The sequence below is a fragment of the Aeromonas sp. 600479 genome, assembly GCF_049175515.1.
GTDB classification, from domain to species: domain Bacteria; phylum Pseudomonadota; class Gammaproteobacteria; order Enterobacterales; family Aeromonadaceae; genus Aeromonas; species Aeromonas veronii_A.
The window spans coordinates 39,380-61,556 of record NZ_JAAKVF010000021.1 but is presented as its reverse complement, the minus strand read 5'-3'; the positions used below and the strand labels follow the sequence as shown (position 1 = coordinate 61,556).

Genomic DNA, 22,177 nt, shown 5'->3' with positions numbered 1-22,177 from the left:
AAGCTTGCCAGCGCGGGGATCTCGACCAATCTAACAAGTTGGCCTGTAACTTGCTGGTTTTATTGTCAAAGGTGGGGCCAGACCCCATACCGCCGCATTCAGTCGGCCCGCTCCGGCGGGTCGGCACACAGAACGGGAGTCTTCATGGATATCAAACCCTACAGCCAGCAGCTTGCCCAGAGCGCCTCCAACAACCGCGCCCTCGCCACCCTCAACAGTGCCAGTAGCGGCGGGCAGGGTGGTGGCTGGGAGGAGATGGTCAGCCTCTCCACCCAGCGCATGACCGGTCAGGCCCAGCAGGTGCTCACCTATGAACATCTGGCCAAGAACAGCAAGCTGCCGCCGGCGCTCGACATGAGCTCCGACAAGGGGGGCGTGGTGCAGCAGCTGGTGGACAAGGCACTCGGGTTTGATCGCAAAAAATTCAACGAGATAGAAGACAAGCTCAAGGCGATTGCCGACAACAAGAAGCTGACCCCGGAAGAGCGGGCGGAGCAGAGCAAGCCGCTCAACGAGCAGAAAGATGCGATGCTGAAAGAGGCGATGGATCGCCTGACCGGCAAGAAGAGCTCCTCCAAAGATGAGGCCAAAACCGCCTGAGGCGTTGCCGGCACGACTCGAACGGCAATTCGTGGTTAGGGGGGCAAGCACTTGCCCCTGTCGGGGTTAAGTGAACTGCGCCATGCAACAAGTTGCGCAGTAAAAAAGGGAGGGCAGATGCCACTCCCTGTCTGTTTGGACAAGAGCTGAGCTGGAACTGCCAGTCAGCCGCGCTATCTTCTTTCAGGCGCTATTTCTTTTCTGGCACTATGCCAATCCCTACAGCCTGGGTCTGGACGGCCTTGATCTGATCCCCCTTGGCGATCAGGGCAAGCTGTGCCGGGTCGTGTACCTTGAGCATCAGGGTGTGATCCACCCCTTTGACCGTGATGGTCTGCTGCGCCTTGTCGACGGCGATGACATCACCATAGAGGGTCACTTTTCTGGCCACGCCGGCTCCCGGTTTCTCACCCGCTCCGGCTTTGTCGGCAGCCACCTCCACGATCCGCTGTCTGACGCCCGCCCCGCCCTTGATGAGAGCCAGATCCAGCATCTGCAGATATCTGAGCGCCACCGTATCGCCCACCGTGAGGTTGGCCAGATTGGTGACCTGTTCACCGGCGATGATATCGAACGCTTCACCGGCGGCATTGGTCAGGCTCACCTTGCGACTGGCCATGTCGATGGCGGTCACCTTCGCCTGGGCGGATACGGCCTCCACTATGTTGGCCTTGCCGGGGGCCGTGGCGACGTCGGCGGTGACCTCGGCGGCCTGCGTCAGCGTGGTCGAGAGGGAGAGCAGAGCGGCAATCCATGCATGTTTTAGTTTCATGTGTCAGACCTTGTGAGCAAAGGAGTTGGAAGGGGCAGAGCCGGGATGGTGCAAGGCAGTACTCCCGGCTCCCGAAGAGACCATAGCAAAGCTGCCAGGAGACCATAGCAGAGCCGTCGCTCTTTATTTCGCAGGCAGCCTGCTCAATATGCAATTTGATAGCCGGCTCCCGTTTTTTGACCTGTCGGGATCGTGGGCGCACAATGTCCCCGCATTGATCAAGTCGAGGAGCCCGCCGTGTACAACTTCCAATATGCCAATCCGACCCGCATCTGTTTCGGTGAGGGGCAGATCGCCAGCTTGCCCGAACTGATCCCGCCCGGCAGCCGACTGCTGGTGCTCTACGGCGGTGGCAGCATCAAGCAGAACGGGGTGTATGAGCAGTTGACCCGGGCGCTGGAGGGGGTGACGTGGCAGGAGTTTTCCGGCATCGGCGCCAACCCCAGATTCGAGTTGTTGATGGAGGCGGTGGTGCAGGTGAAACGCGAGCGCATCGACTTCCTGCTGGCGGTCGGTGGCGGCTCGGTAGTCGATGGCACCAAGTTTGTTGCGGCCGCCGCCTGCTACGAGGGGGATGATCCTTGGGATATCTGCGGCAAGCAGGCGAGCGTGCACAAGGCGCTGCCGATGGGCTGTGTGCTGACCCTGCCGGCGACCGGCTCCGAGAGCAATCCCACCTCGGTGGTGAGCCGGGGAGATGTGAAGATCTCCTTCAGAAGCCCGCTGGTGCAGCCGCAGTTTGCGGTGCTCGACCCGACCACTACCTACAGCCTGCCGCCGCGCCAGACCGGCAACGGGGTCGTGGATGCCTTCGTCCATATCGCCGAGCAGTACCTCACCTTCCCGGTGGGAGGCGAGGTGCAGGACAGACTGGCGGAGGGGCTGCTGCAGGTGCTGGTGGAGAACGGCCCCAAGGCGCTGGCGGAGCCGACCAACTATCAGGTGCGGGCCAATCTGATGTGGGCGGCCAGTCTGGCGCTCAACGGCCTTATCGGTTGCGGGGTGCCACAGGATTGGGCCTCCCACGCCATCGGCCATCAGCTGACGGCGCTTTACGGGCTCGACCATGGTCAGAGTCTGGCGGTGGTGCTGCCCGCCCTGCTGCGGGAGCGGGCTGCGCAGAAGCAGGAGAAACTGGCCCAGTTTGCCGAGCGGGTGTGGCATTCGACCCGCGAGGACAAGGCCCTGCGCATCGAGGAGACGATCATCCGTACCGAGCAGTTCTTCCAGAAGATGGGGCTGGGCACCCGGCTGGCCGACTATGGCCTCAGCGAAAGCTGCATTCCGGCGGTCTGCTCCAACCTCAAGCGGGTGGGGCGCACTGCGCTCGGTGAACAGCAGGATATCGATCCGGATCGGGTGGCGCGTATTCTCGCCCGTGCGCTATAAGCCTGCGCCGGTTTGTTTCCTTGGCTGATTCATTTTCCCAATTAAAGAGGGCCGCTTGTTGCGGCCCTCTTGCATGACGGGTTAGCCGATCACTCGGTACGCGCCTTGAGGTAGCCGGCGTAGTCCGGGATCTGCACGCTGAACGCCTGGCGCATGTGGGGGCTGTCCATGATGAAATCAGCGGTCGCCTCGTTGGTGGCGACCGGGATGTTCCAGACTGCCGCGAGGCGCAGCAGCGCCTTAACATCCGGATCGTGGGGCACCGCATTGAGGGGATCCCAGAAGAAGATCAGCACGTCGATCTTGCCCTCGGCGATCAGGGCGCCGAGCTGCTGGTCGCCCCCCATAGGGCCGGAGAAGAGACAGGTGATGGGCAGTTGTGCCTGCTTGCCGAGCATGGTGCCGGTGGTGCCGGTGGCGTAGAGGTGGTGGAGCTTGAGCTCCTCCTTGCGCCGCATCACCCAGTTCAGCAGGGGGGTCTTCATGTTGTCGTGAGCCACCAGCGCCACTCGCTTGTGGGCCGCCATCTCACGGGCGATCTGTTCCATGGACATCATCCGTAGCAGTGTTGTTTGAATAGAGCCGTATCCTAATCGAAAGCGGCGCCCATTGCCTTGCCGGGCGCCGTAACTGTGATCACTTCGACTGTTCAATCCACTGCTGGTTCTTCTGCTCCAGCACCGAGATGGGCAGCATGCCGTATTCCAGCACATGGTGGTGGAACGCCTTGAGGTCAAAGCCTGCGCCCAGCGCCTGCTCGGCCGACTCCCGCATCCGGATCAGCGCCAGCTGGCCAGCCTTGTAGGAGGTCGCCTGGCCGGTGTAGGCCATGTAGCGCGGCACCTCGGAGCTGATATCCCCCGCCCCCAGCGCCGAGTTCTCCTTCATGTAGTTGACGGCCTGGTCGTGGCTCCAGCCATACCAGTGAATGCCGGTATCCACCACCAACCGCATGGCCCTCAGCATCTCCTCGTTGAGGCGACCGAAGTACTGCAGCTGGTTGTTGAAGGCGGACGATCCCTCGACCTTCACGTCCCCCACCTCCGGATCATAGAGACCGCGCCCCTGATAGAGCCCCATGTCGTGATCCGCCAGGTATTCGGTGTAGAGCGCCCAGCCCTCCGCATAGGCGGTGTAGGAGGCGTTCGCCACGTACTGCGGGAAGTCGGGATCCTTGGCGGCCAGCTCCTGGGCGATGGTGATCTGGAAGTGGTGGCCTGGCGCCGCCTCGTGGGCCAGCAGGGTGCTGATGTTCCAGCTCTGCAGACCATAAGGGAAGTAGGTGTTGAGGAAGAACTGCCCCTTGCGGCCGGTCTGCGGGTTGCCGTCCTGATACCAAGCCACCCCGCCGTATGGCGCATCTTCATAGGAGACGGGCACCACCTCGTAATCCAGCTTGGGAATGGTACGCTCGGCATCGAAGAAGTCCGGCAGCACCAGCGCCGCCTTGCTCTTGAAGGCGTTGTACTCCTGCAGTGCCCGCTCGTGTTCGGCCAGCGCCTGTTGCTGCGGCCCGCTCAGGGGCGCCCCGGCTGCATTGTCCGGGTTGAGGCCGGCAGACCAGACCGCCAGCGGATTCTGGTAGAAGAAGGCCGGCTCGTTCAGATAGCGGAAGAAGGCGTAGATCTGGCCGCTCTGCTTGCTCTGGGCCACGTCGTCGCTGTCACACTTGCCGACGGTATGGCACACCTTGACCATGGCGCCGAAGATCCGCTCCACCTCGCTCAGCCCCAGCGCATGCACCTGCTCCGGCGTCATGTCGGTGGTGGTGTGCTTCTTCAGCAGCCAGCGATACCAGTCGCGCCCGTTGGTCATGCCGCAGAAACCGTCGTCGCACTCGCCGCTGCCAAGGCGCACCGCATAGGCGCCGCCATGCTGGTAATCCAGGTAGTCGCGCAGCGCCAGATAGCGGCCGTTGATGCTGTCCAGCACCCCCTTGTACTCGCTGCGCAGCGCCTCGTCCGCCTCTCCCGGCAGTTGCTGCCAGCCGAGATAGGCGCCGGCGATCGCCTCCCCATCCAGCTTGCTGTTGAGCTGGGCCAGCAGCCGGTCCACCAGCTCGTCCGGCAGGGTGTTGCCCTGAGCGCTGCCCAGTTCGAACTGGTGCTTCACCTCGGCAAGGTAGCCGTTATAGGCCTTGAGCCAGGTGAGGTGCTCCTGATACCAGGCCAGTGGCGCGGTAGCGGCCCTCGCCTTGCTCACCGGAACCGGGGCTGCGGCCGGGCGATCGATATCGCGCCGCCAGGCGGCATCCCCCGGTGCGACCCGCTCGGCCGAACTCTGCTCGAAGTAGTCGAAGCCACCCTCGACGGTGCGGGCGGCCCTGCCACTGGCCGGGGCGGCCCCCACCTCATCGGCCAGATCCACCACCCGGTTGCGGAAGTGATGGATCGGGATCTGGGACAGGGGCAGATCGTAACCCGCCAGGTTGATCTGCAGATCCCAGCGGATCATGTCGTAGAACAACCGGTCCCGTTCGCTCAGCACGCTCGAGTCCAGGGCATCCAGCCGTTTGAGCAGGGAGCTGTCGAGGGCCTTGCGCTTGGCGATGCTAGCGGCATCGATGGCAAAACCGTAGGGGTCGAGCGCCTGGCCTTCGCGCAGGGCCTCGTCCATGGTCTGCATCAGAGAGGCCTTGGCGGCGGCGGGATCCGCCGGGGCGTTGGAGCTGTTGTCGTTGCAGGCGGCAAGAGAGAGGGCAATGGCGCAGGCTAGCGCGAGCTTGTTGGGTAGGAAGTGCATGATGTAGTCCTTTCACATGTTGTTATTGTATGTCCCTGTGAGGGGCTCCAATAGTGCAACTCCCAAGCGTCTGTTTTTGCGATCTGATTAACAAAAATACGCTTATTTTTCATGCTGATAAGTGGTGTGAAAAGCTATGCAGCCAGACATTAAAAAACCCGCCGCAGCGGGTTTTTTAACCGTTTTTTCATGCCATAACTATTCAGGATGAACCGTGGTGCAGTTGCGACTGCTGGTAGTTCTCCAGCCCGATGCGATCGATGAGATCGAGCTGGGTCTCCAGCCAGTCCACGTGCTCCTCCTCGTCTTCCAGGATCTCCTGGAACAGGTCGCGGCTGATGTAGTCTTGTACCGACTCGGCATAGGCGATAGCTACCTTGAGGTCGGGGATGGCATCCATCTCCAGCGACAGGTCGCAGCGCAGCATCTCCTCCACCGTCTCGCCGATGCGCAGCTTGCCCAGATCCTGCAAGTTGGGCAGTCCTTCCAGAAACAGCACCCGTTTGACCAGCTCGTCGGCGTGTTTCATCTCATCGATGGACTCGTGATACTCCTTGTGCCCGAGCGCCTTGAGGCCCCAGTCATCGTAGATGCGGGCATGCAGAAAATATTGGTTGATGGCTATCAGCTCATTGGCCAGTACCTTGTTGAGGTGGGCAATGATCTTGGGATCTCCTTTCATCGACAGTGCTCCTTGGTTCGTGCCTGAGGCTGAGATCCTTAGAGCTTAGTCCAGAAAAGTGACAACAAGAGGTCCAGCGAGCTAGCTCGCCTGCGGAAAGGGATTGAAAAGACGGGCCGGTTTTACCGGCGACAGGCCCTGCTCAGGCCACCTCGTAGTAGAGCGGCGCCTGTTCCAGCTCGGCCTTGTCCAGTTCGGCGGCGATGATCTCCATGGTCATGCGCACGCATTTGCCACACTGGGCGCCCACCTCGAGCGACTGCTTGAGCTGGCGGAATTCGCTTTTACCTGACTGCACCGCCTTGCGGATCTGGGTATCTGTGATGCCGCGGCACAAACAGACGTACATGATGATTACCTCTTGTGGAATGACATGAAATCTAAATGAGAATGGTTCGTAGTGCAAATAACCATTGGTAATAAGATCCCCCGCTTGCCAGCCATCAACCCCTTGGTGACAATGCCCTGTCACTGAGGAAAACATCATGCTCAAGAAACTGTTCACTGCCCTGTTTGGCGGCCAGCCCGCTGTAGTCGCCGAAGTCACTCCCACCGAATATGCCGGCTATCTCATCTACCCCGAGCCAATGGCGGAAGGGGGCCAGTACCGGTTGGCTGGCCGCATCACCAAAGAGCTGGACTGCGTGCTGCAAACCCACCGTTTCATCCGCTCCGATCTGTTTGTCAATCCGGCCGATGCCGAGCGTTTCATGGTGCAGAAGGCCCACACCTTTATCGATCAGATGGGAGATCGCATGTTCGAGCCCCGCAAACCGGCTGACAGCCAGGCTTCATGACTCTGCAAGAGGTCGCCTTGCTGCGCGAGGCGCTGGCCCGCGCCGGTGAGCGGCGCCTGATCTGGCTGGAGGGGGAGGAGGCCGACTGCATTGCCCGCGCCCAATCCCTGCTTGGTGAGACCGTCTTCTGGCTGGGTGCCGGGCCCGAGTGTTATGCCCCGCAACCCGCCGCCAAGGCGCTGCAGCGGCTCGGTCAGGAGTGCGACACGCTGGTGTTCAACGCCTTCAGCGGCTTTCACCCCGATGCGTTCGGGGCGCTGGCTGGCACTCTATGCGCTGGTGGCTTGCTGTTGCTGCTGACCCCGCCCAGAACACAGTGGCATGCATGGCCGGATCCTGACCGGATCCGGCTGGTGGCCCAGCCGGAGGAGGCGGGCCGGGCCGGCCACGGCTTTATCGCCCGACTGGTTCGGTTGCTGGAAGGTGATCCAGCCCTCTCTCTGGAGCCGCCGGTTTGCGCGCAGCCATGGCAACCGATTGGGCCCGAACGCAGGCTGAGCAGCGATCAGGCACGGGCGCTGCCCGCCATCCACAAGGTGTTGCACGGCCATCGTCGTCGGCCACTGGTGCTGAGCGCCGACCGCGGTCGTGGCAAGAGTGCGCTGCTGGGGCTGGCTGCCGCCGAGTTGCTGCGCCAGCAACCCTCGCTGAACATAGTGGTGACGGCCCCCTCACAGGCAACGGTAGCGACCCTGTTTGCCCACGCCGCTCGCGGGCTAGATACTACGCCTGAACAGCTGACCGGACTGAGCTACTGCTCGCCGGATCGGCTGGTGCACGAGGCGATGAATCCCGATCTGCTGCTGGTGGATGAAGCGGCCGCCATTCCGACCCCGCTGCTCGAGGCCATGCTTGCCCGCCACAGTCGCATCGTGTTTGCCACCACCGAGCACGGTTACGAGGGGACGGGGCGAGGTTTTCACCTGCGCTTCAAGCGTGTGCTCGATAGCCAGACCCCGGAGTGGCAGGAGATCCGCCTCTCTGAACCCATTCGCTGGAGTGAGCGTGATCCACTGGAGCCGCTGATTTTCCGCCTGCTCGGCCTCAATGCCGAAGTCGCAATGCCCTTGCCGCCGACCAGCCCGAGCTGGCGTCTGGTCAATCAGGAGGCGCTGGAGAGCGACGAGACGTTGCTCAACCAGCTGTTCGGCCTGCTGGTGCTGGCTCACTACCAGACTACGCCGAGCGATCTCAGATCCCTGCTGGAGAGCCCGGATCTCGACATCCATCTGCTGGAGCAGGACGAGAGCCTGCTGGGTGTGGCCTTGGTGGCGCGGGAAGGGGAGATAGAGCCCGAGCTGGCCGAGGCGATCTGGGCCGGTCGCCGCCGTCCGCGCGGCCATCTGCTGCCCCAGTCGCTGCTGGCCCACGCCGGTTTCAAAACGGCGGGGGGGCGCAGATACGCCCGGGTGATGCGTATCGCCATCCATCCCGAGCTGCACCGGCACGGACTGGGTTCGCTGCTGCTTGGCAGGCTTGAAGAACATTATCGTCAGGTGGGGATCGATTACCTCGGTTCTGCCTTTTCGGCCAGCGCCGACCTGCTCCCTTTCTGGCGCAAGGCCGGGCTGGAGGTGCTGCGCATCGGCCTGCAGCGGGATGCCGCCAGCGGCTGCCACGCAGCCCTGCTGCTAAAGGCGCTGAAACCCGAGCATGAGACCGAGTTGAATCAGTGGCAGCTGCGTTTTGTACGCCAGCTGCCGACCCTGCTGGCGGGTGAGCTGAAAGGATTGGAGCCCGAGCTGGTATGGCAATGCCTGCAAGGCAGCACCGTCACCGCGGCTGAGCTTGGCGAGTTCGAGCGTGACGAAATTGAGTGCTTTGCCCTGCATCACAAGCCGTTCGAACTGAGCCAATCCAGCTTGCAGCTGTGGCTGGCGCGCAATCTGGCTGTGCTGGGTTCACTGACTCCTGAAGAGCGTTATCTGCTGATTGCCCCCATCTGGCAATATGCCGACTGGGGAAGACTGGCTGTGAGGTTGCAACTGGCGGGCAAGCCCGCCGTGATCAAGAGGTTGCGGGCGCTGCTGGCGCGTCTCCTGATCTCCTCTACCACTCGATAGGTTTGCCCTGCCAGTCGAGAAAGCTCAGCTCGCCATCCGGTTGCAGCCGGCTCATCAGGTTAATCAGATGGTCGGCTACCAGTTCGGGACTCTGCACATTTCCTGGCGGTACATTGGCGTGAAACGGGCGAGAGAGTTGGGTATCCACTGTGCCGGGATGGAAGGCCAGCAATTTGACGCCGGGGGCCCGCCGGGCCAGCTCGATGGCGGCACACTTGAGCAGCATGTTGAGGGCGGCCTTGGATGCACGATAGCCATACCAGCCGCCCGCTCGGTTGTCGCCAATGCTGCCGACACGAGCGCTGAGAACGGCTAAAGTGCAGGGCTCGCGGCCAAACAGCGGTAACAACTGGCTGATCCAGCGCAGCGGCAGCAAGGCGTTGGTCTGGTAGAGGCGGGTCATGGCATCCAGATTGATTGCTTCTAGTCGCTTCTCTGGCTGGATCTCCCCCTGATGCAGTATGCCGTTGCAGATCACCACCCTGTGCGGTTTCGGTGCAAACTCCGCGATGCGGGCTACCGCAGTTGCCATCTGCTCATCGCTGTAATCACAACATAGCCAGTGCAGAGCCGGCGACGAGAGGCCCGCAGGTGCGGGCTGACGGCTGATGGCAATCACTGGCCCGACACCAGCCGCCAACCAATGTGTCACCAGAGCTGCCCCGGTCCCGCCAGAAGCGCCAATCACGATTATGCCTTCACTCATCTCAGGCTCCTTGTGAGTGCATGATGGATTTCACCATCCGCCAACTTTGTCCTGATTGGCAGATACGCTCGTGCCAGCCTGCGGGATCAAGCGGTTAACGCTGCAATCTTGCCGAGATCCGAGCTACTGGGCGAATTCCATTCCTATACTGAGGGAAAACCGCAGCAGAGTGCTGCCTGCGCAACCAGAACATGAGAGTCACCATGATGGCCAAAGACGGGGAAGAGCGTAAATCCATTCTGACCGAGAGCGGCACCAACGAGCTCGAGATCATCGAATTTCACCTCAAGAAGCAGCTGCCGGACGGGCGCGAAAAGATCGCCTACTACGGGATCAACGTTGCCAAGGTGCGCGAGGTGATCCGGGTGCCGGAGACTACAGATTACCCCAATGCCCAGCGCCACATGGTGGGGGTATTCTCCCTGCGGGATCGGCTGATCCCGCTGGTGGATCTGGCGGGCTGGCTTGGCATCAAAACCAACCCGGATCCCAGCCACAAGGTGGTGATTGTCACCGACTTCAACAAGATGGCCAACGGCTTCCTGATCGACAGTGTCAGCAGGATCCACCGGGTCTCCTGGGAGGATGTGGAGTCCCCCAGCCAGTTTCTGGAAGCGGGTGAAAACGACTGTGTGGTGGCCGTGGTCAGGCGCGATGGCAACCTCATCATGATCCTCGATTTCGAGAAAATCATCGCCGACATCAATCCCGAACTTAGCATGGAGAAGTACGACGTCACCCAGGACCGCAAGGTGCTCATCGACGATCGCATGATGGCGCTGCGCCAGGGCAAAACCATTCTGGTGGTGGACGACTCGGCCTTTATCCGCAAGATGATCGAGACCACCCTGCGCACCGCTGGCTACAACGTGATCACGGCCAAGGACGGGGGAGAGGGACTGGAGATGATGACGGATTTCGATCGTCTGGCCCAGGAGGAGAGAATGCCGGTGACCGGCTTTGTCAATGCGGTGATCACCGATGTGGAGATGCCGCGCATGGATGGCATGCACCTGCTCAAGCGGCTGCGGGACACCCCCTCCTACAAGGAGATGCCCATCGTGATGTTCTCCTCCCTGATGAGCGATGACAACCGTCAGAAAGCGCTGCAATTGGGGGCCAACGATACCATCACCAAGCCCGAGATAGGGCGCATGGTGGGGATGATGGATCACATGCTGCTGGGAATTGCCCCGCCTTCGCCCGCCAACAACATCTGACCTGCCATTAACTTCCAATTGGCCGGTCGAATCCACTGACCGGTGCCTCAAGCGGCCACTCCTTGCCAAGGGGTGGCCGCGCTGTTTTGGCTATTTGTTGCGATCCCGACGCCCCTTGTCTCCCGGATACGACTCATGTAATGATAATTATTATCATTTGTTGGTGTGAAGCATATGACAGCAACCTGGGTGAAGGGGTGGGTCGAGTCGACCGAAGGTGGCAGCAGCATGAGTCACTGGAAACAGCAGACCCGAGAGGGTAATCGGCTGTTTGACTGCGGCGAGTATCATCAGGCGTTGGCTCATTATCAGCAGGCGCTCTGGCTGGCTCGTCAGCAGTTGGTTCAGTGGCACGACGCGGATGAGGCGGTGGCTGCGCTGGTTGTGGCTCACCACAATCTGGCGGATCTGCTGGTGGCCATGACTCTGCCCGATCGCGCCGCCGACCTGCTCTGCTATGTGCACGACTGCCTGCTGGCGACCTGTCACTCCCCCGCTTGCTCCTCTCGCCTGCGAGAGGCTGCATTGCGCCATACCCGCACAACTCGTGCCGAGTTGCTGACGTTCGTACAGCGCCACGGCAGCCACGCCGGGATCATGCGTTCGCTCGGTCACTGCCTGTGTCAGAGCGAGCCCTCATCCCGGCTCCATTAATCCGAACAGAGGTCATCATGAGCCATACTCTGCCAGCCCTGAACTATGCCTACGACGCACTGGAACCCCATATCGATGCACTGACCATGGAGATCCACCATAGCCGTCATCACCAGACTTATATCAATAACCTCAACGCCGCACTGGAAACGGCGCCCGATCTGGCCGCACTGCCGGTAGAGGAGCTGCTGAGCCGCTTCGACACCCTGCCAACCGCCCTGCAGGGAGCGGTCCGCAACCATGGCGGCGGCCATGCCAACCACTCCCTGTTCTGGCTGGTGATGAGCCCGCAGGGGGGCGGTGAGCCGGGCGGTGAGCTGGCTCTGGCCATCGAGCGGGAATTGGGGGGATTCGATGCCTTCAAGCAGGCTTTCACTCAGGCGGCTCTGAGCCGCTTTGGTAGTGGCTGGGCCTGGCTGGTGGTGGACAAGGCGGGCAGATTGCAGGTGGAGAGCAGTGCCAACCAGGATAGTCCCCTGATGCATGGCCATACCCCGATCCTGGGGCTGGATGTGTGGGAGCACGCCTACTATCTCAAGTACCAGAACAAGCGTCCTGACTATATCGCTGCCTTCTATCAGGTGGTGGATTGGGTCGAAGTGGCCCGTCGCTATCAGGCGGTGAGAGGCTGACCTGGTCGCTGGGAATGGGTGTGCAGGCTCACCGCTACAACCCGCGCTGTAATAACAAGACCCGCCAGTTGGCGGGTCGTCTGTTTATGGTGTGGCAGTGCTGACGCTGGCGGCTGAAGGGGTCATCGGCAATGTGGGCAAGGCCGTGCTGGACGCCTCTGCGGCGGTTTCCATCGCGGGTTGGGCGGGAGTGACCAGCTTAGTCGTTGCCGCTGCGGATACAGCAGGAGTGACTTGTTCAGTCACGGCCGAGGCAGATGGAGTAGCCGACTCGGTGGCAACCGCGGCAGAGACTGCCGCTGGCTTGGCCTCATCCACCGCCGGTTTGGGTTGTTTGAGGCAGGGTTGCAGGCTGCCGATGGTGCTCAGTGACAGGCAAGGCACAGGCAGACCGACGGGCACTGGCTCTCCGAGAAATTTGGGCCCCTTGTCCAGCACGTAGAGATCGACCAGCCCCATCAGGCGGGCAAAGACTTCCCGCACCCGGGTGCGGATCCCCTGATAGGCGCTGGGATCCTCGGCATTGAAGCCAACCGCATCGATACCGAAATGGCGGGCGATGAAAATGGCCCGCTCGTTATGAAAGCCCTGGGATACCACGGTAAAGCGCTCCTGACCGAACACCTCCTTGGCGCGAACCACTGAGTCTAGGGTGCGGAATCCGGCGAAATCCATATAGATTGCGGAAGCGGGGATACCCGCCTTGATCAGGGCGCGACGCATCTGGCGTGGCTCGTTGTACTGCACGGTGGCGTTGTCACCGGAGACGATGATGAAGTCCACCTTGGCATTGTTGTAGAGCTCGGCCGCCGCCTTGATGCGGTATTTGAAGTAGTGGTTGGGGCCGCCACCGGAGAGATATTTGGAGGTACCCAGCACCACCGCAACCCGGTTGTAGGGCACCTCGTCCACCTGATCGTAGGTGTAGTGGCGGGCATCCGAGACGATCCATTCGCTATAGGCCAGCACCGAGGCAATCAGTGCCAGCAGTATCAGCAGGCAGGCGAGGAGGATCTTGGCAAACTTCTTCATGCGTGGTGCGGTCAGGGTCTGAAAAGGGGGTGGCTCTCGGCATTCTATTACAACTCGGCCGCCGGCGTCAGGCTTGATAACGGGCGGGCACCTCATTCGGGCAGAGGTTGTCGCAGCAGAGGTCGGGAAAGCGGGAGGATAAAGCGGGGGCTGCGGTGGCAGCCCCTCTGGTCGGTGAAGGTCTATCAGTGGGCGGAGTCGTTACCCTTGCAGGCGTCTGACTCCTTGTTTGCTTGCCACCAGGGCAGCAGATCCCGGGCGAGCCATGCCTGATAGGCGTCGCTGTCGTTGGCGATCAGCCGGTCCAGCTCCCCTTCGAAGTCGCTCATCGCCTGCTGCCGATCCGGATTGCGCAGCGCCTGTGCCAGCGTCAGCCAGCTGGCGCCGCGACCGGTGTCGTTAAGGAAGCGGTGCACGGTATAGGACCAGGAGTAGACCATCTCGCCACCCTGGTCGTAGTCAAGGTGGAGGATAGCCGCCAGTGTCGGACGCTGGTTGGCGGGGCGGTTTGCCACGTTATCCAGACCCCGGGCAAAGCACTGGCCGTGGGCGATGTACTCAGCAATCCCCTCGGCCCACCAGGTGGTGCGGTTGAGCGGATAGTGGCCGAAGCTGCCGTACTGGTTGAAGCGGCCATCCAGATAGTGAACGTACTCGTGGCGCAGGTTCCACACCTGGAAGGCAGGGCGTTTCCACTCTGCCTCATAGGCGAAGAAGCGGGCCTGATTGCCGGGACGAGCTGGATCCCCCTCGATGTAGATGCCGCCATTGTCAGTGGAGACACCAAACAGCGCGCTGCCGTAGCGGCCCCAGTCGGCGGAGGAGTTGAAGATCACCAGCTCCAGCGCCTCGTTGTGATCATCGGCCACCGGTTGCCAGCCTGTCTCCATCTGCTGGTGGAAGCGCTGCTCTTCATCACCCAGCTCGCGGCAGATCCCTTCGGCCTGAGCCTGGGTCAGATCCTGAGCACGCAGACGCAGGGTTGGCGAGCAGGTGTGCTCGAACGGCAGAATATCTTCCATGCGGATCGGGGTACAAAGCCCGGCGAACTCACCGCTGACACAGGCTTCGCTGGTGCGATCCGTGTAGGTGAGGTAGTAGCTGGAGAGGGTCAGGGAGACATCTTCCAGCATGGCAGCCGGATGCTGTCCACCCGGGATCAGCCCTTGCTGGCGCATGATGGCGATGACATCGCGATCCAGCTGCTGGCGATAGGCGATCGCCTTATCCAGGCTGGTGTGATGGAGATAGCGCATCATCTGGTAGAGGCGGCTGTGGGCATCGAGGATGTTGTTGAAGATAAACAGATCCCGTGAGCCATCGCGCTGTTTCCAGAGGGCCAGCTCGCTCAGGCCCAGTTGCAGCAGGCTCTGGCGCAATGCCGCCTCCTGTTGCAGCACAGCTGCGCTGAAGTCTGCCTGCTGACCGTAAGAGGCGCTCTGATCGACCAGATTGAGCAGCTCGAACAGGCCATCGGCCCAGGGTTTGTGGCCATTGATCTGTGCCGCATGTTGCACCGCATAGCCGAGCGCCTGGTTGAGCTGGGCCAGCATGGGGGCGGCACTCTGGCGGAAGGCGGCTTGGCCAAGTTGTCCCTGCGCCGCTACGCTCCAGGCTTCCAGCACTGTGCCAGCCTGATCCTGTGGTTCGGCACCCAGCAGCAGGGGGTGGTTGAGCAGATCAATCATTACCCCGGCTAGAGCCCGGGCGGCCTGATCACTCTCTTTGCCAACGCCGCCATGGTAGTTATGGGCGCGCACATAGTAGAGCAGCTTGTCTATTGCCGGATGGGTCGGCTGGTTGGCCGCCAGCAGGGCACGCATGCCGCGAACCACCGCCATCAGCTTGGCGTCATCGTGGCCGTAATCCGCCTGCCAGGCAGGGCTGTTCTGGCCGCTCACGTCGGCCACCAGTTTGGCGGCATCGCTGTCGAGCAGATCCACATCGGGCTGCTCTGGCTCGGAGCAGAGACGACCGTTGGCGCGGCGGCACTCCAGCTGCTCCTCCTTGCTGGCCAGCACGATGGGGCGATTGAGCACCCGACTCTCCTGCCACGCTTTGCTCTCTGGCAGGGGTTGCCACTCGCCGCCAGCGACCGGGTATTGGTAGCCGCTATCTTGCAGCGTTACCTGAACCTCGCTGCCTGCAGGGATCACCTGACGGCAGATGCGATAGCGGATGGTGTTGCTCCCCTCCTTGCGTTCCTGCGGCTCATCACACTCCTGCTGAGGCGTGAGCTGATCCAGCTGCCACTGATAGCGGCGCCAGACGTGGATCTCGCTGACCTGAGCGGCAGCCTGACTGCCTGCCACAGGTTGCAGACGGAAAAAGATCTGCTCCAACCGGCCATCCCGCTCACTCGGGGTCTCTTCAAGTACCTGCAACTGCTGCCAATCCTGCGGCTGATAGTGCCACTCCGACTCGGTGCAGCGGCCCTGCGCGTTGAGTTCGCAGCGATCCAGCTCCCTTTCGCTCTGACCCAGGATGATGGCTTGTGGCAGCGGCAGACGATCCTGCCGCTGGGCGGTCGGCGTGCCCGCCAGCTGCTCCCAGCGACCCTGCTTGAGGCCATAACCAAAGTCATAACTGCTGGCGGGAATGAGCTTGCCCGCCGGAATCCGATCTTCACAGCGTACGAAGCGGATCTGCCAGCCCGCATCTACCTTGAGCTGCGGCTCGCCACACTGCTGTTCGGCCAGTGCGGCGAGATCGCTGCTCTGCCAGTCGAAGCGACGGTAGACCCTGAGCTGCTGATAGGGGGCGTTGCTGCTGCGCGCCTTGAGCTCGTAGGTGATCTCGGTGATGCGCGCAGCCAGTTGCCGGCTCGATTCGCCAGTCAGCTGATACTGTCGCCAGTCATTGGGGGAGTAGTTGGCTTGCGCCGAGGATGTAGCCAAAAGCAGGGGGCCTGCCAGCAGCAGCCACCCGGTACCTGAACGGTTCATTTTTATCCCTTTGTTGTTTGTGTATTGTCTTGCGAGTAATCGCAAAGCAATCTAAATGGTTCCAAAGGGATATCAACTTTCAATTTTAGGCCATATAAATCAATAAGATGTCATGGCCTAGCATCTATGCGGATTATCGGGAGCTGCCGCCGCAGTGAAGACTCACATGTTTCCTTTTCTGTTTTCAGAGCAGATCGGTAAATTGTGAGTCCGATCTCATTCAGCTTGTTGTGCCCGAGTGGTCAGCTGTCGGGCAATCTTGCCCAACTGTTGGCGTGAGGGTTTGAGATTGCCGCCAAGATCGGGCCAGGGGAGCCAGTGGTCGGGCACCATAAAGCCGGGCAGGGCGCTGCGGATCCAGGCTGCCAGTTCGGAGTCGGGAACCGGTCCGCCGTGCCAGTCGATAAAGGCGGCGGGGCGTTGCCCCCACTCGTCGCTCGGCACCGGCACCACCAGCGCCTGGGCGATGGCGGGATGATCCACCAGTCGCTGCTCGATGGTCTCGGGCTGGATGTTTTCGCCACCCGAGATGAAGAGGTTATCGAGCCGCCCCTCCACCAGCAGTTCCCCTGCCGCAGTGAAGCGCCCCTTGTCGCGGGTATGAAACCACCCTTCGCCATCGAGGGGCAGATCCAGCTCTCCTGCCCGGTAGTAACCGGCAAACAGGGTGGCACCGCGCACGCAGATCTCCTGCTCCCGGATGCACACCTCCCGTCCTGGCAGCGGCAGGCCGACCACGCCCGCATCGCCGGGTACCGCGGTGCAGACCTGACTCCCCATCTCGGAGAGGCCATAGCTCACCTTGGGCTCGAGCCCCATGGCGCAGAGGCGACTCACCAGCGGTTGCGGGATGGCGGCGCCACCGAGCAACAGCTCGCGCAGGCGGGTGCGGGCGGGGTCAAAACCCTCTGCCAGCAGGCGCCAGAGCTGGGTCGGCACCAACGAGAGGTGAGTGATGGGTTGGCACTCCAGCCGCTCCTTGAGGGGCCGTTCACGCTGATCCAGCACCAGGGTGGCGCCTGCCAGAAAGACCCGAAACAGGATGGCGTAGCCGCCGACATGGAACAGCGGCAGGGAGAGCAGCCAGCCGCACTCCTCATCGAGCGGAATGAGGGTGGCAGAGCCGCGCGCCGAGGCAAGGTGGTTGCAGAGCCGGTGCACCACCGCTTTCGGCGTGCCGCTGGAGCCCGAGGTGAGGATCATGTTGCTGAGCTGGGTCGATGCCAGCGGCCAGGTTTCCTCGCTTGCCCGCAGCTCGCATGTGAAGTTGAGCTCTAAGGGTTGCCACTCTCCTGCCGGGATCTCGCCCGCAGACCAGAAGGCGCTGGCGTCGAGTTGCACCGCCAGCTCGCGCTGTTTTTCAACGGGAAAGGCGGGGTTGAGCGGGCAGAACACCACGCCGCTGCGCACGCAGGCCCAGGCCAGCAGCACATCTTCCAGCGCTCCGCGCACCACCGCCGCCAGATGACCGCCACGGCGCACTCCGGCCTGTTCCAGCTGTTGGCACAGGCTGTTGAGGCGGGCATCGAGCTGGCGGTAACTGAGGGGGGCGGCTGCGTGGATGGCAATGCGGTTGGGGGCTGTGATTGCCCGGTGGCGTACCGGGCAAGGTGTCTGTTCGGGTGAGCGGGAGGGTTCAATCACGGTAATACAGTTGCTCCAGTCGGCTCAGATCCGGTTTGCCATCTTCCCCCAGCAGATTACCTGCCATCCAGCGGCGGGTATCCAGCCCCGGCGCCTGTTCCGGTGCCCACTCGCCAGCCAGATGAAAGAGCTGGTTCAGGCCCAGATCCGATTCGAAACAGGAGGAGATGATCACCTTGATCCGCAGTTCGCGGGCGCGGGCGATCAGCGCTTCACAGTTGGCAAGTGAACCGAGCAGGGTGGGTTTGAGCACCAGTGCGCGCAGTTGCGGGATCGGCTCCCACGGCTTGCCTTGTGCCAGCAGTTCGTCCAGCGCCACCGGCATGCCGGTGCGGTTGGCGACAAAGGCGATGTCGGCAAAGTCGGCGCAAGGGTCTTCCAGATACTCGATGCGGTTCGGGTCGAGATGGCCGCAGAAGGTCCACGCCTCCTCGCGGGTCCAGCCCTGGTTGGCATCCAGCACCAGCTTGAGGGAGGGGAGGCGGTCGCACAGCAGGCGGATCAGCGCCAGCTCGTCACGCATCGGGTAGCGCGCCACCTTCAGCTTGGCCTTGCCGGGCGTGCGGTGCAGCCACTCTTTCCAGTTGCGCAGCAGCTCCTGGGGGGAGCCTTGAATGAGGGGATAGGGCTCCGGCAGCGGGTTGCGCTGCTCGGGCCATGTCCGGCGCGCGCAGTCGAGGCCAAATTGCACCGACGGCAGCACGGGGTTCGGGGTGTCGCCAGCGGCCAAGGTTGCCAGCGTGGCAAGGGCTTCTGCCTCTGCCTGTTGCAGGCTCTCTTTCGAGAAGCCGGGCAGGGGGGCAATCTCCCCCCAGCCGTCGTTGATGCGCACCAACAGCCCTTCTCGCGCCACCTCCACCTTGCCGTGAAAGGTCAGTGGCTGGGTAAAAGGCAGTTGATAGCGATACAGGGCTAGTGTCATCAGGGGTTCCGCTTGTATTTGGAGAAGTCGGGGCGACGCTTTTCGTTGAAGGCGTTGCGGCCTTCCTGACCCTCTTCGGTCATGTAGAACAGCATGGTGGCATTGCCCGCCAGCTCCTGCAAGCCCGCCTGACCATCACAGTCAGCGTTGAGCGCCGCTTTCAGGCAGCGCAGCGCCATCGGGCTGTTTTGCAGCATTTCACGGCACCAGCGCACGGTTTCGCGCTCCAGTTCCGCCAGCGGCACGACAGTGTTGACCAGACCCATGTCGAGGGCTTGCTGAGCATCGTACATGCGGCAGAGGAACCAGATTTCGCGGGCCTTTTTCTGGCCGACGATGCGAGCCATGTAGGAAGCACCCCAACCGCCGTCGAAGGAGCCTACTTTCGGACCGGTCTGGCCAAACTGGGCGTTGTCGGCGGCGATGGTCAGGTCACACATCATGTGCAGCACGTGGCCGCCACCGACTGCGTAGCCCGCTACCATGGCAACCACAGGTTTCGGGCAGGTGCGGATGTCGCGCTGGAAGTCGAGCACGTTGAGGTGGTGAGTCCCCTCGTCATCGCGGTATCCACCGTAGTCGCCACGGATCTTCTGGTCGCCGCCGGCGCAGAAGGCTTTCTCGCCAAAACCGGTCAGGATGATGGTGCCGATCTGATCGTCATAACGGGCATCGGCCAGCGCCTGCAGCATCTCTTTGACGGTGCGGGGGCGGAAGGCGTTGCGCACCTGGGGACGGTTGATGGTGATCTTGGCAATGCCATCGTTGGACTTGTGATAGAGGATGTCCTCGTAACCGGCGGAGCAATCTTGCCATTCAACAGGTGCATACAGTTCAGCTTCCGTCATTGCTTCAATCATGACTCGTCTCTTCTTGTTGGTTGACCCACTCCGCGAGGAGTCGGGCAAAGTTATCAGGCTGATGGGCGTGCAGATTATGGCCGCCATCAAGCACCAAGTGGTTGATTCTGCGATCCTGGTTCGCCAGCTGGCAAGCCAGCTGATGGAATTTGTGATCCCGCTTGCCACTCACATAAGTAACCGGCAGCTGGCTCGCCATGAGCCAGGGGGCGAGATCCGGCTGCTTGCCGAGCGAGGTGGCACGCAGCATGGTGGCGATGCTCTGACCGTCGTTGCCAAGGCGGCGGGCGATCTGGCTGGCCCGGGCCGCATCGTCAAGATCGGCAAACACCCCCTGCCGATACCAATCTTCCAGCACATCAGCCAGGGGCTCCTGCTCGAAGCGCCGCGCCCACTGTTCATCGTGCTGGATGCGGGCGGGCCGTTCACTGGCCGGTAGCCCCGGGTGGCAGTTCTCCAGCAGCAGCCCCCGTAGCCCGGCGAGCTCGCGGCTGGCGTGATAGAGGGCCAGTCGCCCCCCCAGCGAATAACCCGCCAGCAGATAGCGTTCAATGTTGCGGCTGGCCAGCTCGGCTATCAACCACTGGTGGCTCTGCTCAAAGTCGCTGACGGTGAGAGCGCTATGCTGGCCGTGACCCGGTAGATCGAGGGCGATGCAGTGGATGGCGGGCATCCGGTCGATCACCGGTTGCCAGTCGCCGCCATCCCCCAGCAGGCCGTGCAGCAGCACCAGCGGCACATGGGCATCTTTATTTGCCACGGATGGCGGCCCCCAGCGCCTTGAGATCATCGGCCACCTGCTCGCTCGGTACCCGGATCTCGATCAAGGTAACGCCATGTTGGAGGGCGGCGCGGTAATCCTGTTCGAACTCGAGCAGGGTGGTTGGCGCGCGATAGGCGAGGCCAAACATGGCGGCGGCATGTTCAAAGCCGAGGCCGTGGGGCAGCCGGTAGTAGCTCTCCAGCAGCTCCCCTTCGGTGGGCACCGGCAACATACGAAAGATGCTGCCGCCATCGTTGTTGAGCAGGATCACCACCAGCGGTCGGCTCGCCTTGCTGAGCAGGGCGAGGCTGTTGAGATCGTGCAGGGCGCTGAGATCGCCAAGCAGCAGGGTGGTGGGCTCATCACTGCCCGGCTCGACCGATTGGGCAAACCCGTAGGCGGTGGCGATCAGACCATCGATGCCGGAGGCGCCGCGGTTGGTCATCACTCGGCTCGGCCCCTTGCCCGTTTCGCCGAGCATATCCATCAGTCGGGCGGGCATGCTGTTGCCGACAAAAAGTTGGCCTTCGATCAGGCGGTTGAGGCGATGGCTGACCCCAAGCTCGGAGAAGTGCTCGCAGGCAGCGGCGATCTGCTGGCTGGCGTTGTGTTGCAGCTCGGCCAATGTGTGCCAAGGGGCTTGTGTGGTGACCGGATGGGCCGCAGCAAAGGCGCTGGCACTGCAGAGCAGCCGGTTGCGCAGCCGGTAGTCGGGATCGAGCCGCGCCGGTTGCGGATCCACCAGCCAGTAATCCTGCCATGAATGGTGTTTGATGAACTGGCCAAGCCGCTTGGAAACAAGCCGCGCGCCAAATTGCAGCAGCACCTCGGCGCGACCCAGCTCGGCGACGAATTCAGGGTCGTTGAGCGCCATATCCATGTGGATGAGGTTGCGGCTGTCGAAGCGGATCTGGCTCTGCAGATCCGCCAGCAGCGGCCAGCCAAGTTGCTCTGCCAGTTCGGCGACCACTTGTGCCTGTTCGGTGTCAGTGATCCTGCCGGCGACAATAATGCCGCGCTGTTGCCGAAAGGTTTCCCACTCCGCCTGAGGGGGGCAGGTCGGCTCGTTTTGCTGCCACGGGCTCCATGGCTTGCGCGAGTTGAGCCAGTCACCGAGGGGGGCCAGATAGTCGGAGAAATCCTGATAGTGCTCGCCCGGGTAGAGGGGCTCGGGGTACATGCAGTTGAAGTGCACCACCCCGGGGGTGAGCACCTGCTTGGCCAAGGCTTGGTCCACCGAGCTCAGCACGAAGGCGGCCGGGATGGTGGCGGTGGGGCTCGGCAGGTTCTGCTGATAGACGGGGTAGCGGCCGAAGATCCCCTGCTGGTCGATGGCCTGGTTGGCCCCGTTGTCGATGAGCTCGGGCGGCCGGTCGGCCGAGAGGATGATGAGCGGCACGCCGGTGAGCTGGGCCTCTGCCACGGCGGGCCAGAGGTTGGCCACCGCAGTACCCGAGGTCATGATCACCGCCACCGGCCGGTTGCTCCCCTTGGCCAGCCCGAGCGCCATAAAGCCGAGACCGCGCTCGTCAAAGTGCAGGTGACGACGAAAGCCCTGATGGGCCGCGGCCGCCATGGTCAGCGGCGCGGAGCGGGAGCCGGGGGCCAGCGCGATGTCGCGCACCCCGAGGCGAAAGAGCTCCTCCAGCAAGAGGGAGGACCAGACGTGGTTGAAGGTGGCGTGCTGGCTCGAAAACGGTGTGCAGGCAAACTCTTCGCTGGCAGGCTCTTTACGGGTGGGCATAGGGGCTCTC

General features: G+C 62.3%; 20 protein-coding genes. 7 read left to right on the top strand and 13 right to left on the bottom strand.

Annotation, left to right across the window (positions count from 1 at the left end; translation table 11 throughout):
- Positions 1 to 144: 144 nt before the first annotated feature.
- Positions 145 to 600, top strand: coding sequence for a hypothetical protein (locus G5149_RS18540; RefSeq protein WP_033115559.1), 456 nt, complete (start codon positions 145 to 147; stop codon positions 598 to 600).
- 190 nt (positions 601 to 790) lie between these two features.
- Here G5149_RS18540 and G5149_RS18535 read toward each other — a convergent pair whose 3' ends face one another.
- Positions 791 to 1,372: a hypothetical protein gene (locus G5149_RS18535; protein ID WP_421213294.1), complete on the bottom strand. Its 582-nt coding sequence runs from the start codon at positions 1,370 to 1,372 to the stop codon at positions 791 to 793.
- 237 nt (positions 1,373 to 1,609) lie between these two features.
- Between G5149_RS18535 and G5149_RS18530 the strand changes: the two genes are divergently transcribed.
- Positions 1,610 to 2,761, top strand: a complete 1,152-nt coding sequence (locus G5149_RS18530; RefSeq protein ID WP_337073179.1) for an iron-containing alcohol dehydrogenase — start codon at positions 1,610 to 1,612, stop codon at positions 2,759 to 2,761.
- 89 nt (positions 2,762 to 2,850) lie between these two features.
- Here the strand turns inward: G5149_RS18530 and G5149_RS18525 are convergent, their stop codons facing one another.
- From G5149_RS18525 to G5149_RS18510, 4 genes are all read right to left on the bottom strand, one after another.
- On the bottom strand, positions 2,851 to 3,309 hold the full coding sequence (locus G5149_RS18525) for a methylglyoxal synthase (RefSeq protein ID WP_005341508.1): 459 nt from the start codon (positions 3,307 to 3,309) through the stop codon (positions 2,851 to 2,853).
- Between the two features lie 88 nt (positions 3,310 to 3,397).
- The gene (locus G5149_RS18520; protein ID WP_421213292.1) at positions 3,398 to 5,503 is read right to left on the bottom strand and encodes a DUF885 domain-containing protein; all 2,106 of its coding nucleotides are present in this window, start codon (positions 5,501 to 5,503) and stop codon (positions 3,398 to 3,400) included.
- Between the two features lie 202 nt (positions 5,504 to 5,705).
- Positions 5,706 to 6,185: a bacterioferritin gene (bfr, locus tag G5149_RS18515; protein WP_005335967.1), complete on the bottom strand. Its 480-nt coding sequence runs from the start codon at positions 6,183 to 6,185 to the stop codon at positions 5,706 to 5,708.
- Between the two features lie 142 nt (positions 6,186 to 6,327).
- Positions 6,328 to 6,534: a bacterioferritin-associated ferredoxin gene (locus G5149_RS18510; RefSeq protein ID WP_216980044.1), complete on the bottom strand. Its 207-nt coding sequence runs from the start codon at positions 6,532 to 6,534 to the stop codon at positions 6,328 to 6,330.
- A gap of 136 nt (positions 6,535 to 6,670) precedes the next feature.
- Here G5149_RS18510 and G5149_RS18505 point away from each other — a divergent pair, with 136 nt between their 5' ends.
- On the top strand, positions 6,671 to 6,982 hold the full coding sequence (locus G5149_RS18505) for an HlyU family transcriptional regulator (RefSeq protein WP_421213290.1): 312 nt from the start codon (positions 6,671 to 6,673) through the stop codon (positions 6,980 to 6,982).
- A complete protein-coding gene (locus G5149_RS18500) occupies positions 6,979 to 9,045 on the top strand; it encodes a tRNA(Met) cytidine acetyltransferase TmcA (RefSeq protein ID WP_421213288.1) in 2,067 nt (688 codons plus the stop codon). Before G5149_RS18505 ends, G5149_RS18500 begins: the two co-directional genes overlap by 4 nt.
- On the opposite strand, the gene G5149_RS18495 is transcribed toward G5149_RS18500, so the two are convergent.
- Positions 9,032 to 9,751, bottom strand: coding sequence for an SDR family NAD(P)-dependent oxidoreductase (locus tag G5149_RS18495; protein ID WP_335828515.1), 720 nt, complete (start codon positions 9,749 to 9,751; stop codon positions 9,032 to 9,034). The genes G5149_RS18500 and G5149_RS18495 overlap by 14 nt on opposite strands.
- Before the next feature lie 203 nt (positions 9,752 to 9,954).
- Here G5149_RS18495 and G5149_RS18490 point away from each other — a divergent pair, with 203 nt between their 5' ends.
- The 3 genes from G5149_RS18490 to G5149_RS18480 all read left to right on the top strand — a co-directional run bounded on the left by G5149_RS18490 (position 9,955) and on the right by G5149_RS18480 (position 12,257).
- A complete protein-coding gene (locus G5149_RS18490; RefSeq protein WP_100644989.1) occupies positions 9,955 to 10,971 on the top strand; it encodes a chemotaxis protein in 1,017 nt (338 codons plus the stop codon).
- Positions 10,972 to 11,145: 174 nt separating this feature from the next.
- A complete protein-coding gene (locus tag G5149_RS18485; RefSeq protein WP_005354955.1) occupies positions 11,146 to 11,625 on the top strand; it encodes a hypothetical protein in 480 nt (159 codons plus the stop codon).
- A 17-nt stretch (positions 11,626 to 11,642) separates the two neighbouring features.
- Positions 11,643 to 12,257: a superoxide dismutase gene (locus tag G5149_RS18480; RefSeq protein WP_421213287.1), complete on the top strand. Its 615-nt coding sequence runs from the start codon at positions 11,643 to 11,645 to the stop codon at positions 12,255 to 12,257.
- Between the two features lie 84 nt (positions 12,258 to 12,341).
- Here the strand turns inward: G5149_RS18480 and G5149_RS18475 are convergent, their stop codons facing one another.
- The 7 genes from G5149_RS18475 to menD form a co-directional block, all read right to left on the bottom strand.
- Complete coding sequence (locus tag G5149_RS18475; RefSeq protein ID WP_421213285.1) at positions 12,342 to 13,289, bottom strand: ElyC/SanA/YdcF family protein; 948 nt, start codon at positions 13,287 to 13,289, stop codon at positions 12,342 to 12,344.
- Positions 13,290 to 13,474: 185 nt separating this feature from the next.
- Positions 13,475 to 16,234 (bottom strand): collagenase, encoded by a 2,760-nt coding sequence (locus G5149_RS18470; protein WP_421213283.1) that lies wholly within the window; start codon positions 16,232 to 16,234, stop codon positions 13,475 to 13,477.
- Between the two features lie 216 nt (positions 16,235 to 16,450).
- Entirely contained in the window at positions 16,451 to 17,878 is a 1,428-nt protein-coding gene (locus G5149_RS18465) for an AMP-binding protein (protein WP_421213282.1), read from the bottom strand.
- On the bottom strand, positions 17,871 to 18,800 hold the full coding sequence (gene menC, locus G5149_RS18460; protein WP_421213280.1) for an o-succinylbenzoate synthase: 930 nt from the start codon (positions 18,798 to 18,800) through the stop codon (positions 17,871 to 17,873). Before menC ends, G5149_RS18465 begins: the two co-directional genes overlap by 8 nt.
- Positions 18,800 to 19,660 (bottom strand): 1,4-dihydroxy-2-naphthoyl-CoA synthase, encoded by an 861-nt coding sequence (menB, locus tag G5149_RS18455; RefSeq protein ID WP_005354934.1) that lies wholly within the window; start codon positions 19,658 to 19,660, stop codon positions 18,800 to 18,802. Before menB ends, menC begins: the two co-directional genes overlap by 1 nt.
- Complete coding sequence (gene menH / locus G5149_RS18450; protein WP_421213278.1) at positions 19,653 to 20,450, bottom strand: 2-succinyl-6-hydroxy-2,4-cyclohexadiene-1-carboxylate synthase; 798 nt, start codon at positions 20,448 to 20,450, stop codon at positions 19,653 to 19,655. The genes menB and menH overlap by 8 nt, the downstream gene beginning before the upstream one ends.
- On the bottom strand, positions 20,410 to 22,167 hold the full coding sequence (gene menD, locus G5149_RS18445; RefSeq protein ID WP_421213276.1) for a 2-succinyl-5-enolpyruvyl-6-hydroxy-3-cyclohexene-1-carboxylic-acid synthase: 1,758 nt from the start codon (positions 22,165 to 22,167) through the stop codon (positions 20,410 to 20,412). The genes menH and menD overlap by 41 nt, the downstream gene beginning before the upstream one ends.
- Between the last annotated feature and the right edge of the window lie 10 nt (positions 22,168 to 22,177).